This window comes from Enterococcus rotai (assembly GCF_001465345.1).
Lineage (GTDB): Bacteria > Bacillota > Bacilli > Lactobacillales > Enterococcaceae > Enterococcus_L > Enterococcus_L rotai.
On the sequence record NZ_CP013655.1, the window covers coordinates 1,441,008 to 1,456,832 of the forward strand.

Sequence of the window (15,825 nt, forward strand, 5' to 3'; positions counted from 1 at the left end):
TATATTTTTTTGTTGTCAAAAAAAACATAAATAAAATATAGTTGAGTTTGATATTTAATATATTATAGAAAATATACACTAAGGAGAATGATATGAAGAAACAAGTATTTTTATCACTAGTTGTTTTATCTATAATATGTATCTTAACTATATTTATTCAACAAGAAAAAACAGAAGCCTCAATTAAAGTAGCTAAAGAGAGTGAAACAAGCGAAATCGAATTGCAAGAGAGTGAAACAAGCGAAATCGAATTGCAAGAGAGTGAAACAAGCGAAATCGAATTGCAAGAGAGTGAAACAAGCGAAAGCGAATTGCAAGAGAGTGAAACCAGTGAAAGCGAATTGCAAGAGAGTGAAACAAGCGAAAGCGAATTAGAAGATAATCAAAATAAAACAAAAGTCTATGCAACTGAGCCACCTAGTATACCGTTGACAGGCATTTTCAAAGTTCCTAGTGGTGCAAATAGTTATACGAGTGGCAATAAAGTAACCATTACCGAAAATAAGAGCAACCAGATAGGAAGCATTTTTTCAACTGAAAGTAATATGTTAAATCTTAATACTGATTTCAATGCAGAAATGTTTCTGAGAATAAATGGAGAAGCTGATGGAATGACGTTTATCATGCATAATGATGCCAATGCTGTCAAAAATTTTCAGGCAGTTCCAGGGAAGGGGCTCTCTGCCTATTCAGAAACGGGTTATACGACTCCTAGAAAACAAATTAAAAAAAGTTTTGTAGTAGAATTCGATACATATTATAACAGTGATGGATATGACAATTCGGTTGATTATAATGGTGGACGCGGGCATATTGCATATAGTTATCCAGACTTGAACAGTTCCTATAGACATGGTTCTTTTGACTACATACTTGGTAATATTCATTATGGAGTACAGTACCCAAAATCGAAATTAGGAAATAATGTTTGGAAGAAGTTCAGTATTAATTGGAAAAAATTTGACAGTAGTAATAATGGAATCCTGACCTATTCTTATGAAGGGTTACCTCCTACCTCTGTCGTTATAAACAGAGAGATATTTGCTACTGATAAAGTATACTGGGGATTTACTGGTTCTACAGGAGGTTCTACGGAACAAGCGGAAGTGGTTTTTGCAACGGTACCTGGCCTAGTTCATTATGAGAATAATATAAGTATTGCGAATGAGAACGACGAATTATTAGGAGAAAATAGCTACGTTAAAAATGATACGCTATTAAGCGTTAAATACTCTGGCAAGTATGAACAAGCCTATTCCAAACAAAATCTATTAAAACCTACCCTGAAATTCAAACTTAGCACAGGTCAAAAATACCAAGAGGATTCTTTTACAGTAGGTGGTAAGATAGTAAAACCAATTATTTCTGGGAATACATTAAGTATAGCATTGCCAGATATTACTGGAGAAAACAGTAATTTAGATGTGGCATTTAAGATTAAAACAGAAGGGCTAAAATCCTTTGATAAGCCAACCATCAATAGTAATCTATCTGGAACAAATTATAAACAGACTGATGGAATAACAGCTTCTTATCAGATAGATAGTGAGGCGCCGATCGGACTAGGGAAACTAACAGTAATTGAAAAAAACGACACTGAGTATTTAACAAATATAGCAGATTACAAGGAACTTCTAAAGGAGTGGAGCGACGATGTCACAGAGAAAGATAAGATAGTCGTCAAATTAAAGGAAGAGCAAGATATTAAGCAAATAGTGGAGACAGCAGGACCTAAAAAATTAACGTTGACATTAACCGATGAAGCTGGAAATGTCAATTATGTAGAAGTGCCTTTATATATCAAAGAAAAAGAGGAACTGATCTCAAATGATGATACGTATTTGATCAAAGCAGAAAACGTAAAACTTTTTTATAAAGAATATCCAAAAACGAACGAAGAATTAGTGGAGCGAATTTTAACGGATTCCAAAGCAGAGTTGTGGCAAGCAAATGAACAGGGCACGCTTCAAAAAATCGATACTAAATTAATCAGTATTGAGATGGATGGCTTGCCAACACCTGGAAGTATTCCAGATGCAAGAGACTATGCTGTTAGTCTAAGTTATATATCAGATACATCCACGGTCACATTACCCATAACAATGACAATTGTAGGAGACATAGGAACCGTAAAAGTTGACTTTATTGATGAAGCAGGAGATGCATTACATGAACCGGTTACGTTACAAGGGAACATAAATACAACGATTGATTTGACTGGTGAAGAAAAGGTACAAGAGGCCATTCAAAGTATTTTAAAACAAAATTATGTAATAGATCAAAAGCCAGAGATGGAAAATTCGATTCCGATTAATTTGGAAGAAAGTTCAGTAAACTATAAGTTCAAAGGGAAATTATTTGTACAATCTTTTCCAAAGTATTTAAATTTTGGACGAAAAAACTTAGGAGGTACCTTTATTAAGGTAGAACGAGCCAGCTATGATCAGCCGCTAATTGTATGGGACAACCGAAAGTATAGAGGAGATTGGAATTTGACAGTTACGTTAATCCAACCCTTGGTAAGTCAAGCTGATCCAACTAAAGAGTTACCATCCGCACTGAAATATAAGGTGAATGAGAAAGAAACGGTTGCTTTGCGGCAAGGTGCTGCCCAAACAATCGCTATTAGAAAGCACCAAGAGCAAGGACAATACAATATTAGCCAAGAGTGGGATAAAAATACAACAGGATTACAATTGGAAGTATCACCTAACAAGGTAGTACTACCAGGGAAATATCGTGCAACAATTTTGTGGCAGGTAGCTGAAACGCCATAAACGGAGAGCACCAATTATACTAGAGGTGAAATTTAATGGAAAAATTAAAAAAATATAGACTACTCATTCTTGTTTTGCTTGTAACAATTCTGTTTGGTTTTTCAATAGAAAAATCTACAACCATAAGTGCCGATGAAGAAACGTTACCATCATCGTCGGAAAACTTAATGAATGAGTCTACAGAATATTCAGTAGCAACGGATCAGAATAAAGTTGAGTCTAGTGGGGTTAAGGACGATGCTCAAGTGGAACTAAAAAACGAAGAAGATGTTACAAACCCTTTCTCATTTTATATGAAGGATAGTGATCAAACGAGAGAGTTCGGTGCAACGGCTATTCCACAAGTGATCTCAGTGGGTGACACGTTTAATAAAAAACCAGAAGAATTAGTTAAGAATATTGTTCTTCCAGAAGGACATACCGCTACTTTTTCATACGTAGATGGTAAAGTACCTTTTATAGATAATACAGTTGCAAATTCTGTGATTCTTAAAGTTTACATGCTGGATAATGAACAGCCAGAGACTAAGTTGCTAATTAAAGTACCTTTAGCAATAATGGAAAAAGATAGTTCTTTAAAAATTGCAGCAGGTCAAGATATAAACCAACTTAGTATAGATTATGCTGATTATAGTGCAAAAGTGACTACTATAGATCAACAAACGGATTATTTAATGGAAAAAGCGGGAATCGTGATGTGGGAAATTGCCACTGGAAATCCAGTAAAGATAGCATCTGCAAAGGATTCGTACCCTGAATATTTATTGCCTAGTAAAAATCCCCTTATGAATAAAGCGAGCTTGCTAGTCTATACGTCTTCAAGTACCGATAAAAATAGGGTATCATTAACGATTAATGTTATGTTTAAAGAAGAGAAGCAGAATATCATAGAACAAAAATTACTAAACGAACTGCTAGCAGGCTGGGATCATTTACCAAAGGGGTCTAAGTTAGGGATTATTAAGGATGACCTAACTTCTGGTTTTATGGGCATGCCTTATCGTGGTGGAGATGAAAATGACAACTATCAAAATGAATCGTTTTATACCGTTGGTAATAAATATAGAAATAATGCTTTTTTTGATGCAGGTTCTACGAACAATTACACAGCGTATATTGACAATAAAAGGTATGATAGTTTATACGGCTTCAGAACTCCTTTTTTAGGAAAAACATTGAGATATTATGTGAAAAAAGGAGATCGCTTAAGACAAGTATTTGTGGATCGAACAGTTAATATTATCTATGTAGTAGATGCTTATAAAACTAAATCTGGATACTTTTCGGAAGATTTTTCAATATATAATACTGGTTCAACGAATACTTCTATAGGAGTGCATGCCGCACAACGAATAGATTATGCAGGATATTCCGGATTTGTCAGTTTATATGATAAGGGAGCTGGATTTATCCAAAGTGTTCCCTATTATGAAGGAACAATTAAAAAACATCATAGTTTATCTATTAAATTTAAAGATGGTCGTGGTAATTTTTTGGGTGACCAAGACAGATGGGCAGTTGGGACTACTTTTGAGTCAAACGCAAAACCGAATAACAAACCTCCGATACTCCTACTCACGGATGCTGGTGTCAATTATTTTAAAGATGATTTTTCGAAGCGAGGTATGGAAAACGATTTTTATCCTAATAATACTGTTATATTTTCTAATAAAGATGATGTACGAAGTCAAGTCTTTCACATGGGGATGAAACCACGATTGGTTGCTCCAGGAGAAAAAGTTACTTCAAGAATTCATTATTTTTCAGGAGATGAAATCCCTTATATGATTATTGAGGCTACGCCAAAAGAATATAATGTCTATGAAGAGTATGATCGAGACACAAAATTTGAGTATCTTTTAAGTAATATTCCCGCAGCTGGAGACAACGGAACGATTGAATTTACATTTCCAGATGAGACAACAAAACAAGTGGACTATATAGCAGATGAAAATAAAACCAGTAAAGGGTCTTTCATAGTACCAAGGGCGACGCTTCCTCAAGTTTTAAACAGTGATCCGGGAACTATTAAAAGCTATGCAACGGAAATTTACGCTGAGAACGAACAGCTTGGAATTCCTACAGATGATTATGCTGTCCCTATAAATGTTTACAACTTAGGAGCCAAACCAATCCCGCAATTGATACAAAAAGGCAAAGCCTTTACAAAAAAACCATCAGAGCTAATTAAAGATCCAGTGATCTTGCCAGGGAATACAGCAGTATATGAATATGAAGGTGAGTTGCCAGATACCTCAGTAGTTGGCTTAACAAGCGTATTGGTCCGAATGACGGATAAGGAAAGACCAGAAAAAACAACTTTAATTAAAGTACCTGTAGAAGTCACTTCTGGCACTCCGCCAACTAGCGGATTATACTTGGCTGCAAAAGACTACACGAGTGTTGTTCAAGAGATTCAAGGAATTACAGAAGAGCAGGTCGCTGAGCTTATTTTAAAAAAATCAGAAGCAATTGCGTGGGATGTTAGTAGTGGTTCATCAGAAGACGTTACGCTATCTGTACAATCGACCACTTTGAAGCCAAATTCTCCAGTGGGCTCTTACAAAGCCAGTATAGAAGCAGTTAAAGGAACTCTAAGTAAAACAAAAGATATTGGGATTACGATTGTGGATAAACAAACAGTAAAAGTAGAATTCTTAGACGAAGTAGGGGAATCTATGCATGAACCAGTCTCATTACTTAGAACGGTAGGGACAAAAATTGATTTGACAAAAGAAGATGACGTTCAAACTGCTATTAAAGAAATTCAGGACAAACGTTATCAACTATATCAAAGGCCTGAAAATGAGACTACGTTAGAAGTACCAAATCAGGATACAACGGTAACTTATCGATTTAAAGGAACGCTATTTGTGAGCTCCTATCCAACATTTATGAATTTTGGCGTAAAAGGATTACAGGCGAGCACGCCGTTCATTCGAGTAGAAAAAGCGCAATACAACAAGCCGCTTACAATCTGGGATAATCGTAAAGGAACAAGTCCGTGGGTTCTGACGGCTACATTAGAAAAAGCCTTAACAAGTCTTGATGATGATAGTAAAATATTGCCTGAGGCTATTCGCTATAAGATAGACAACGCGACTACTGTTACATTAAAACAAGGAAGTGCGGAGCCGATTTTAACGAAAAAAAGCGAAGAAACTGGTGATGTAATTATAAGCGATGGCTGGGATAAAGGCGATTCAGGTTTACAATTAGAGGTTCCCACAGGAAAAGTATTACAAGCTGGGAAATATTACGCAACGATTTTATGGCAAGTAGCGGATACTCCATGAAAAATATGTTGGAAAATGGAACAAAAATACAAAAACGAATTTGAGCATTGAATATTTGAAAAAGGAGGTTAGTAAAATAGCCGAATCATTAAAAATTAGGCGTAGGTTTATAGTAATTTGAAAAAAGTTGAATAGTTATTGTAGCATGTCCATAAATCTGGGCAAATGAGAGTTAAGCTTAATTGTTTAGCTCTTTTTGTTGTTATATCATCTTTAACCGCTACTATTCTGGGGGAAGCTAATTTATGTTCTTCTTCATTCATTTTTTAGGTTCTTTGTCAACTAATGTTGGTGAAGAAATCCAAAGAATTAAATCACTAATGAAGCCTAGAGGTAAATTCCTTTAGGTTTTTCTATTTGGTTGAAAAAGAACAGTGCCAAAGCATAAAGTAATTCTCAATTTAAAATTATAGAAGTTATGGAAGCCATAGGCGTTTCTCTTTAGTACTTTTATATGGTTATTCAAGCATTCTAATGGTCCGTTGGAATAAGGCAAATCCAACGCATTTTTAATGCCCGTTTGAACTTTTTTAAAGGTAGTAATTGTCGTTTGATAATAAGCTGGAAGCTTAGAATAATCTTGTTCTACTAACGCATGAAACCGTGTGTAGTCTCTTGTCTGTATGGCATAGAGAAAATCCTGATAAAAGGTGTAGCCAGCTTTCAATTCTTCATCATAAGAAAGTAACCGATCCACGAGTTCGGTTTCTGTTAAATAAGCACGGAAGGAATGACGCCATTGGCGTTTTTCAAAATTGAGCTTCGATTGATTCTTTTGAAGTAGTTTCCAGTATTTCTTCAAGTGACGGTATTTTTTTGCTTCTACAGATCCTTGATGGAGAAAGGTATTCATTCGTTGAATGCGGTGTTTTAAGAACGTTCGCCCAATGTGTTGCACAATATGAAAGCGGTCAAGAATAACCTGAGCCTTGGGAAATAGTTTCTTAATTAAAGAAAAATAAGGCGCATACATATCGCAAACAATGTATTTTACCCCTTCACGAACAGATAAAGAAAATCGTGAGAAATAGCGTTCTAAAAAAGGAAGTTGTCGATTTTCAACGACATCCATTAACTGTTTTGTTTGCCCATCCATCATGATAAAGCTCATAGAGGCAGCGACTTGTCTCACTGATTTGAATTCATCAAAACAAAGGACTTCTGGCAAGATGAGCCGATTGATTTTTTTCGGTTCGTAAAACTGTTTCAATACGCGATACACAGAAGAAACAGAGACTTTCTTTTGACAGGCAATTTCGCTCATAGACGTGGTGCTTCTTAAACGATCGGCAATCGAGAGTTTTACTTTCTTCGAGATCGAACAACACTTTTCGATAAGACTTGTTTCAGCGACAAAGGTTCTATCACAAGAATGACAGAAGAAACGGCGTTTCTTCAACCGTAAGTATGTTTGGTATTCAGAAACATCATTCACTAAAATCTGACAGGTTGTAAAGCTCCAACGAATAATCGATCCGTCTTCTTTGGCCCCACAATGAGGACAGGAGTGGGCTAAATAATCCAATGTACCCGAGAATACTTGGCAGATCCGTCCTTTGATGCGTTCCTTTTTTAAAGAATTCTCATTAAAAGTAATGTTTAAGTCTAGAATATCTAAGGTATTTTTGATAAGATTTGTATAGGACATCTTGATTTCCTCCTTTTGATTGGTTTTAGACGACTTAATTCTAAAGGATATCAGGGTGTCTTTTCTATTATTTTGCATTAAAAAAGATGCCGGTGATATCTCACCAACATCAGAAAGTATAGAGCCCATTTTTTATAGTGGTGCAAGAGTAGGTTTTTTATTATTTTTCTTAGCATTTCATTGCTTGTAAAAATACAGCTATAGTTAATTTCTTGTTTAAGCAATCCAAAATAGTTCTCCATCACAATCACAGAATTATCATAACAGATTCCTTTCCAACGCATAGATTGAAAAATGCGAAGATTCTTAAATATATCTGTATACTGAGGTATTTGATAGATTCACTCACACTTAGAATAAGTAGCGAGTCGTTAGACGCAATCCAAACTTTAAACAATAGCTTCATTTAATTTAGCAATAACAGCTCGTACTCTAGTTTGTTTAGAATCATTAGGAAATTAAATTTAAAGAATGAATTGAAATGCAAAAAGATTGATACGTGATTTTTTGATCGCTCTGTCTGCATAGTATTTAAATTTTGTTGTACCGTTACTATTTTTTATGAAAAAGAAAGGCCTCAAATCTTTTCCTCACAAGCTTTTGGATTACTTTCCCAACAGTTCCTTTATATGAATTATATTTATGGGAGTTACCCTGCTGTTTTATACGCTATTAAAAAAATAAATTGTAGAAAGCATATTTAACATAAAAGATTATTTTGAATTCTAATGAATAAAAACTTTGTTTTTTTTGAATGTTAAGCATTTCTGATATTTTTTTTTTTCCAAAAAATACTTTAGTTGGATAGGGTAACGAACATAAGGTGCTATAGAATTAAGTTAAACCTAAGATAAAAAATTCTTGATGAGTACCTATAGTCATTACATATTTTATTGGTAAAGAATATAGGAAAATACTATTGAAATTCCAAAAAGGTATAATCTTGTTTCCAAATTTTATGTGGTTTAATACTAGTCATAACCTCATAAAAAGGATACAAGTGATATATAATAATTTTTACGGAGGAATAATGAATGAAATTGAAATTTATGTTATCAACAGTGGTTATAATGGCTGCTATCACGGCAGGATCAGTTGTGACTACTACATCTGCTCATGCAGAAGCTATCAGTGTAAGCGCTAACAAGGAAATCTCACCAAGTATTAAAGATGCTTATGTAACAGAGAACAATGTATTGAAGCTAGTATTAGCAGAACCACATCAAAATACTGATACAGACTTTTTATATTGTATGTATGGAGATTACAAAATGATTGGGAATTCAGTTGAAGTGAACGACAAAACGATTGCTTTTGATATTGATCTTAATGAATTTGCAAAAAGATATCCTACTAAACAGGATAAAGAGGAAGTTACAAGTACGCTACACTTGATGCATTTTACATTTAATACAGGTGGCGCTCCTAGTACGAGAATTGACATTGAAGATAAATTTATTACAGATGCTTTAATGAATGCAGTTAATTTAAATGCGCCTAAATTGAAAGAAGCATATTTAGAACATTACAATATCTTAAGACTTAAATTAGTTAAACCTTATGAAAGTAATAATTCAGAATTATCAGTTGTTCATGGAGAAAATGAAAAGTTAGGTACTCCAGTTAAAGAAAATGGAAAAACAGTAGCTTTTGACATCAATCTTGATGAATTTGCAAAAAGCTTCCCTGATAAAAAAGATAAGGAAGAGGTTTTGAAAACGTTGAGTCTGTTGGATAGAAGTACTTCTATTCCAAAAGAGATAGAGAAATCTAAGATTGAAAATGAATTTGTGACGGATAAATTAATGAATGCTGTTGATCAAGGGAAGTTATTAGGCACTGGATATGTATCAAAATTTACTAATATGACTAAATTAGAGGGATACAAAAAATTTATCAAGAGTGATCCGTATGCTGATAATACGTTAAACAAGCAAGTAACAACTAAAACTGCTGGAATGGGTGTTAAGTATAATAATAAATACAGAGATGAGTATACATTCTCTTTAACAAATCAAGACGGCTCAGAAGTTGGTTTTGCAAGACCTGTTGCCAATATAGATGAGATGGTCATAAGACCAAATACAGATAAGTTCTTAGGTCAAGAGTATATAGTTTCAGCAACCTCTGTAGCAACTGGTGAAACAATTAAAATATTTGAATTCACTCCGTTCCTACTATTTTAATTTAGGAGAATTTCAGTATTAGAATAATAAAAACACAAGGTCAATAAGTAGTAGAAAATAAGACTTATGCATGTTGATAAAATGTAATAAACTAGAGATATCTATAAAAAATATAATTGAATTATATATAGAAGATTCAAATGGAGAAAACGATAATGAAAATGAAACATCTACTATCAACAGTTGCGATTATGGCTGCTAGGCTCTTTGTCAACTAATGTTGGTGAAGAAAATCCAAAGAATTAAATCGATTAGTATGATTCCTAGAGGAACTTTCCTCTAGGTTTTTTCTATTTGGTTGAAAAAGAATAGTGCCAAAACATAAAGAAATTCTCAACTTAAAATTGTAAAAGTTACGAAGCCTATAAGGTTTTCTCTTGAAAACTTTTAAATTATTACTTAAAAATTTAGCGATTCATTAAATTAAGTTGATTCTAGTTTGTTTTCAATTTTAACTTGTTCTTTTTTTATAGAAATAATCGTTTGATAGTAAACTTTAGTGTGCGGATTCGTCTATAAATAACCCATGAAATCTCGCGCAAGCTGTAGTCTATTGGACATAAATAAATCATGATAACAGGGTGTAGAACGTTTAATTTATAGTTGTGTATTTCTTCAATGATTTTCGTCAAAAGTAATGGTCAATGAAAGGATAGATAAAAAATGGATAAGATTGATTTAGGTCGATGTTGTTTTAAAAGCGATAGAGGTGTCTTTTATACTATTATACATAAAGAAGATAACAGTGGTCTCTCACTAGCATAAGGAAATATAGAGGCGGTTTTTATGGTCAATTATAATGTAATACTATTGACAAAGATTTTTTTGAAATATACAAAGAAAAATTAGGTGGACATACTATGTTCTAAAAAGTTATTGATTAGCTTATTTGTATAAAATATATGTATTCTAAGTATAATCTAAATAAAAGACAAACTACTAAAGTGGAAGGAATAGAATACTTCAATAGTTTGCCTAAATAGGTAGTTTCATGCTGTAAAAAAGAATTGTTCCTTTTTACTAGTATTAATTATTTACATTTAAAGCAAATCGTTGAGCACTCCCATGTTCATATGGATGTCGTTCATTTACTTTTACTCTTGTACCATTTGTTTGCCCCAAATTGTGTACATCTAGAACTTTATTAGAATCTTTTTTATTTTTAAATATATACATGTTAGTACCCGAACGTTCTAGTATCCAATAATGTTCTTCCTTATACTCATTAGGATGACCAAAGACTTTATCAGAATTACCAACATTATTCCAAGCCATAATGATGTTATTTCCATCTTTGTTGAAAATTTGATATGCCTGTTTATTGTAGTCATATTTGAACTCGAATTTTTGATTATTATCGTCATTGCTTTCCCAGATAACAGCATCTCTACCTTTAGAAATGAATTGTATAGCTTTGTAATTAGCACTAGTTGAATGAATGCTATAAATACCATCTGGAATTCTATCTTCTTTGGAGTGACGAGTATTTAACCCAATGACATTGTTAATTAACCCGCTGCCAGGAAAGTCTGCAAGAATAACTCCGACACTAAAAAAGGTATTATTCTTAACGTTATTATTTCTAATAAGGTCAGTAGTAAGCACATTTGTTCCTTCAAAAGCGATTGTTGCAATACCCATAAACCAGTCTACTCGAGGGAAATCAGGATACGAATCCTTCCAACCGGGATGGGTCAATCCAGTGGCTAACCTTGGTGCTGAAGTTCCTCTGCTACTATGTCCGCTGGCTACAAAGTAAGGAAACGAGCCACCACTGCCGCTTAGATAATTTATATACTTGTTTTCGTTGTGAGAATTATTGTTTGCCTTGTATAGTTGTCTCTTTACTGGTTCCCATTTGTAGTCGTGTAAATCCCAATTTGTGCTTAAGTTATGATTATCTTGAATATCAAACTCCGAGTTATAATGTATTCCCATCGAACTTCCAGCGAAGTTTCTGATAATGACTATTTTTCCTCTCATTTCCTGCATACTTGGATTCGTTCTGTTACTACCTTGATAAATGTAAGGGGCGTTATTTGGAGCGTCTAAGTAACTATTTAGAATTTTTATAAATTCCTGATCTGAAGATGTACTGTGTTCTTGCTTAATTCTCATAAAGATTACTTCACTAGGATTTTTTTTCAAAAAATCTACAGACCCATTCATCACGTCACCAAACATAGAATTCAGGAATATTGGTCCATGGTGCATAGCCAGCTTTCCACTGGTAACTCTTGCTCTAATATCTAAAAATCGAATCCCTGAGTTTAGTTGTTCACTTAAGCTTTTTACTTGATTTCTTGCAGTATCCCCACCAGGCCCATTAGACATTGTATTGTGTGTTCCAGGAATGGACAAGTCTGAAAGTTTTATATCATCACGAATAGCATCCATCCATTTTGAGTTTTGAAATTCTACGCCACTATCATCAGAATAACCTGAGTGTCGATGTGCGTTTACAGTGTTAGGTGAAAGTAACATTGATAATAAGATTGAGCTAACCAAAATCATTTTTTTCATTGAAATTCACGTCCTTTTAAGTAATTATTTATAAATGCTTTACAAATGACATGTTTGAGCAATTCAATAGCTGTGCCCTCTATACTTGTATTTATGAGAGTATGCTTCGATTTTATAGTATAGTAAATTCAATATCTATTTTTCTAGATGGGTTCGCTAAAAAAAAGAATGCGCTAACATTTTGTTTTATTAAAAAATTCATACCTCCTATTCTATGCAAACTCTATTGTTTAATAATAAAGGATTAGAGTTACTATCAGTCAATAGTTTATAACTTTTCAAGTAAATTATATGTTTATCTGTTTACTAATACTTAATCTAATGGGCAGTTCTAAAAGTAGCATATATGATAAAAATAGCCGTTTGATATTGTAATAAAAAGGTGCTTTTTCGAGTTTATAATTAAGTTGGGTAACAACAGTAATCAAATTACGTGTAAGATATTAAGTTTAAGTAGATTAGTTAGGTTAATTGATTCCCTAAAAAATAGAAAAAGAAATAATCGATCGAAAGTCATGGTAATATTGTAAAAAACTAACTAAAATATTTGAGAATAAATACATAAATTAGACTTCAATTAATTTACTCATAATAAATAAGGAATCGCACTTGGTAATTCGTTTGGCTACAAGATACGATCAAATTTCATAAAAACAGACAGAGACTGGACACTTATTAAGAAATAAAAACAGAAGAAAAAGAATAAATCATGGCCTATACCTAAATATGTTACAAAAATAAATAGTATAACCTTATTAAATTACTTCTCAAATCTATGTTTTCTATCTCTGCAATTGATCAGACCCTTTAGTTTGACAAATAAATCGGTTTATCTTATTATGAAGAAGAAATATATCGACTACAATTATAGTCGTTTGGTTATATTTATAAAATTAAACAAATAAAAGGAGATGGAGAAAAATGGAAGTAAAAACATTTGATATAGAAGGGATGACGTGTGCTTCATGTGCGCAAACAGTCGAAAAAGCGACTGCGAAACTAAACGGCGTGTCAAAGGCCACTGTCAACCTAGCAACCGAGAAACTAAATATTGAATACGATGAAAATAAACTATCAGAAAGCGATATTCAAAAAGCGGTATCAGATGCAGGCTATGAAGCTTTAAGTAATGTCCAACAACGAACATTCGATATAGAAGGAATGACATGTGCTTCATGTGCCCAAACAATCGAAAAAGCAACCAACAAACTAACGGGTGTCTCAAAAGCCTCAGTCAACCTAGCGACAGAAAAAATGGTCGTTGACTTTGATCCATCAGTAATAAACGTTTCTGATATTACCAAAGCGGTATCAGATGCAGGCTATGAGGCAATCGAGCAAATAGATTCTGCAGATACTGTGGATAAAGACCGTGAGAAAAAACAAAAACATATCAAAGAAATGTGGCAACGTTTTTGGATGTCAGCAGTCTTTACGGTTCCATTATTATATGTCGCAATGGGTCACATGGTAGGTCTGCCATTACCAGCAATAATCGATCCCATGATGCATCCAGAAACATTTGCCATGGTTCAATTGATTTTAACGATTCCTGTATTATATTTAGGTAGAAGCTTCTTTACAGTTGGGTTTAAAGCTTTATTTAAAGGACATCCTAATATGGATTCGTTAGTTGCTTTAGGAACTAGTGCAGCTGTAGCGTACAGTTTATACGGGACTGCTATGATTTTTGCTGGCGATCCGCAATTCACAATGGCGTTATATTACGAATCAGCTGGCGTGATTTTAACATTGATCACATTAGGGAAATACTTTGAAGCTGTTTCAAAAGGAAAAACATCAGAAGCAATCAAAAAATTAATGGGCTTGGCACCAAAAAATGCCCGTGTTTTCCGTAATGGTCAAGAAATGGAAATTCCAGTAGACAGTGTTCAGTTAGATGATACGATCATTGTTCGTCCAGGAGAAAAAATTCCAGTAGATGGCGTTGTGATAGAAGGATCATCCGCAATCGATGAATCGATGTTAACAGGGGAAAGTATGCCAGTTGAGAAAAAAATCGGTGATAATGTTATCGGTGCAAGTATCAACAAAAATGGTAGCTTCCGTTTTAAAGCAACTAAAGTCGGCAAAGATACAGCATTGTCTCAAATCATCAAATTAGTTGAAGATGCGCAAGGCTCAAAAGCACCGATCGCAAAAATGGCGGATAAAATTTCTGGTGTTTTCGTACCAATTGTAATGGTTTTATCTGTCTTGGCTGGTTTGGCTTGGTATTTCTTAGGACAAGAATCATGGGTATTTGCATTGACGATCACGATTTCCGTTTTAGTTATAGCTTGTCCATGTGCGTTAGGCTTAGCGACACCGACAGCGATCATGGTGGGAACCGGAAAAGGCGCTGAAAATGGCGTATTGATCAAAAGTGGAGATGCACTTGAAACGACTCATAAAATCCAAACAATCGTTTTTGATAAAACAGGAACAATTACAGAAGGCAAACCAAAAGTAACAGATATCGTGACAGAAAATGATATGAGTCGTGATGAATTATTAAGACTAGCAGCTTCAGCTGAAAAAGGGTCAGAACATCCTTTAGGTGAAGCAATCGTAAATGGTGCAGAAGAAAAAAATCTAGCTTTTGCCAAAACAGAAGATTTTGCAGCAATTCCAGGTCATGGGATCGAAGTGACGATAGAAGGCAGCCGCTTATTGTTAGGAAACAAAAAACTGATGGATGACCGCGGTATTTCTCTAGGGAATTTAGGAGTTACCTCCGATCAATTAGCAGAGCAAGGAAAAACACCAATGTATATTGCCAAAGACGGTAAGATTGCTGGAATTATCGCAGTAGCAGATACAATCAAACCAAACAGTATCCCAGCAATCAAAAAACTGCATCAAATGGGTATTGAAGTGGCGATGATTACAGGGGATAATAAACGAACAGCTCAAGCGATTGCTAAGCAAGTTGGCATCGACCGTGTGCTAAGTGAAGTTTTACCGGAAGATAAAGCCAACGAAGTGATGAAACTTCAAAAAGAAGGCAAAAAAGTTGCCATGGTTGGAGATGGAATCAACGATGCTCCAGCTTTAGCGCAAGCGGATATCGGGATCGCAATTGGTTCTGGTACAGATGTTGCCATGGAATCAGCGGATATCGTCTTGATGCGCAGTGATTTGATGGATGTACCGACAGCGGTAGAATTGAGTAAAGCCACAATCAAAAACATCAAAGAAAACCTATTTTGGGCTTTTGCTTATAATACATTAGGTATTCCGGTAGCGATGGGTGTACTGTATCTATTTGGTGGACCATTGTTGAATCCGATGATCGCAGGGGCTGCAATGAGTTTTAGCTCAGTATCTGTATTGTTGAATGCGTTGAGATTGAAAGGGTTTAAGCCTTCAGTGTTGAAAAAATAAAAAAAGAA

Annotated in this window: 6 protein-coding genes; 4 read left to right on the top strand and 2 right to left on the bottom strand. The window is 34.4% G+C overall.

The annotated features are described in order from the left end of the window. The first annotated feature begins 92 nt into the window (after nucleotides 1–92). Nucleotides 93–2,777, top strand: a complete 2,685-nt coding sequence (locus ATZ35_RS06720) for an L-type lectin-domain containing protein (RefSeq protein WP_208930066.1) — start codon at nucleotides 93–95, stop codon at nucleotides 2,775–2,777. Nucleotides 2,778–2,812: 35 nt separating this feature from the next. Continuing rightward, nucleotides 2,813–6,073, top strand: coding sequence for a WxL domain-containing protein (locus ATZ35_RS06725; RefSeq protein ID WP_208930067.1), 3,261 nt, complete (start codon nucleotides 2,813–2,815; stop codon nucleotides 6,071–6,073). A 343-nt stretch (nucleotides 6,074–6,416) separates the two neighbouring features. Here ATZ35_RS06725 and ATZ35_RS06730 read toward each other — a convergent pair whose 3' ends face one another. After that, complete coding sequence (locus tag ATZ35_RS06730; protein ID WP_208930068.1) at nucleotides 6,417–7,721, bottom strand: ISL3 family transposase; 1,305 nt, start codon at nucleotides 7,719–7,721, stop codon at nucleotides 6,417–6,419. Between the two features lie 1,034 nt (nucleotides 7,722–8,755). Between ATZ35_RS06730 and ATZ35_RS06735 the strand changes: the two genes are divergently transcribed. Beyond that, nucleotides 8,756–9,907: a hypothetical protein gene (locus ATZ35_RS06735; protein ID WP_208930069.1), complete on the top strand. Its 1,152-nt coding sequence runs from the start codon at nucleotides 8,756–8,758 to the stop codon at nucleotides 9,905–9,907. 1,026 nt (nucleotides 9,908–10,933) lie between these two features. On the opposite strand, the gene ATZ35_RS06740 is transcribed toward ATZ35_RS06735, so the two are convergent. After that, nucleotides 10,934–12,430, bottom strand: coding sequence for a phosphatidylinositol-specific phospholipase C domain-containing protein (locus tag ATZ35_RS06740; RefSeq protein WP_208930070.1), 1,497 nt, complete (start codon nucleotides 12,428–12,430; stop codon nucleotides 10,934–10,936). Between the two features lie 921 nt (nucleotides 12,431–13,351). Here ATZ35_RS06740 and ATZ35_RS06745 point away from each other — a divergent pair. Next, a complete protein-coding gene (locus tag ATZ35_RS06745; RefSeq protein ID WP_208930071.1) occupies nucleotides 13,352–15,817 on the top strand; it encodes a heavy metal translocating P-type ATPase in 2,466 nt (821 codons plus the stop codon). The last annotated feature ends 8 nt before the right edge of the window (nucleotides 15,818–15,825 follow it).

Coding starts and splice junctions, on each gene's coding strand:
- ATZ35_RS06720 (WP_208930066.1), top strand. CDS start 93: ATGAAGAAACAAGTATTTTTATCACTAGTTGTTTTATCTATAATATGT.
- ATZ35_RS06725 (WP_208930067.1), top strand. CDS start 2,813: ATGGAAAAATTAAAAAAATATAGACTACTCATTCTTGTTTTGCTTGTA.
- ATZ35_RS06730 (WP_208930068.1), bottom strand. CDS start 7,721: ATGTCCTATACAAATCTTATCAAAAATACCTTAGATATTCTAGACTTA.
- ATZ35_RS06735 (WP_208930069.1), top strand. CDS start 8,756: ATGAAATTGAAATTTATGTTATCAACAGTGGTTATAATGGCTGCTATC.
- ATZ35_RS06740 (WP_208930070.1), bottom strand. CDS start 12,430: ATGAAAAAAATGATTTTGGTTAGCTCAATCTTATTATCAATGTTACTT.
- ATZ35_RS06745 (WP_208930071.1), top strand. CDS start 13,352: ATGGAAGTAAAAACATTTGATATAGAAGGGATGACGTGTGCTTCATGT.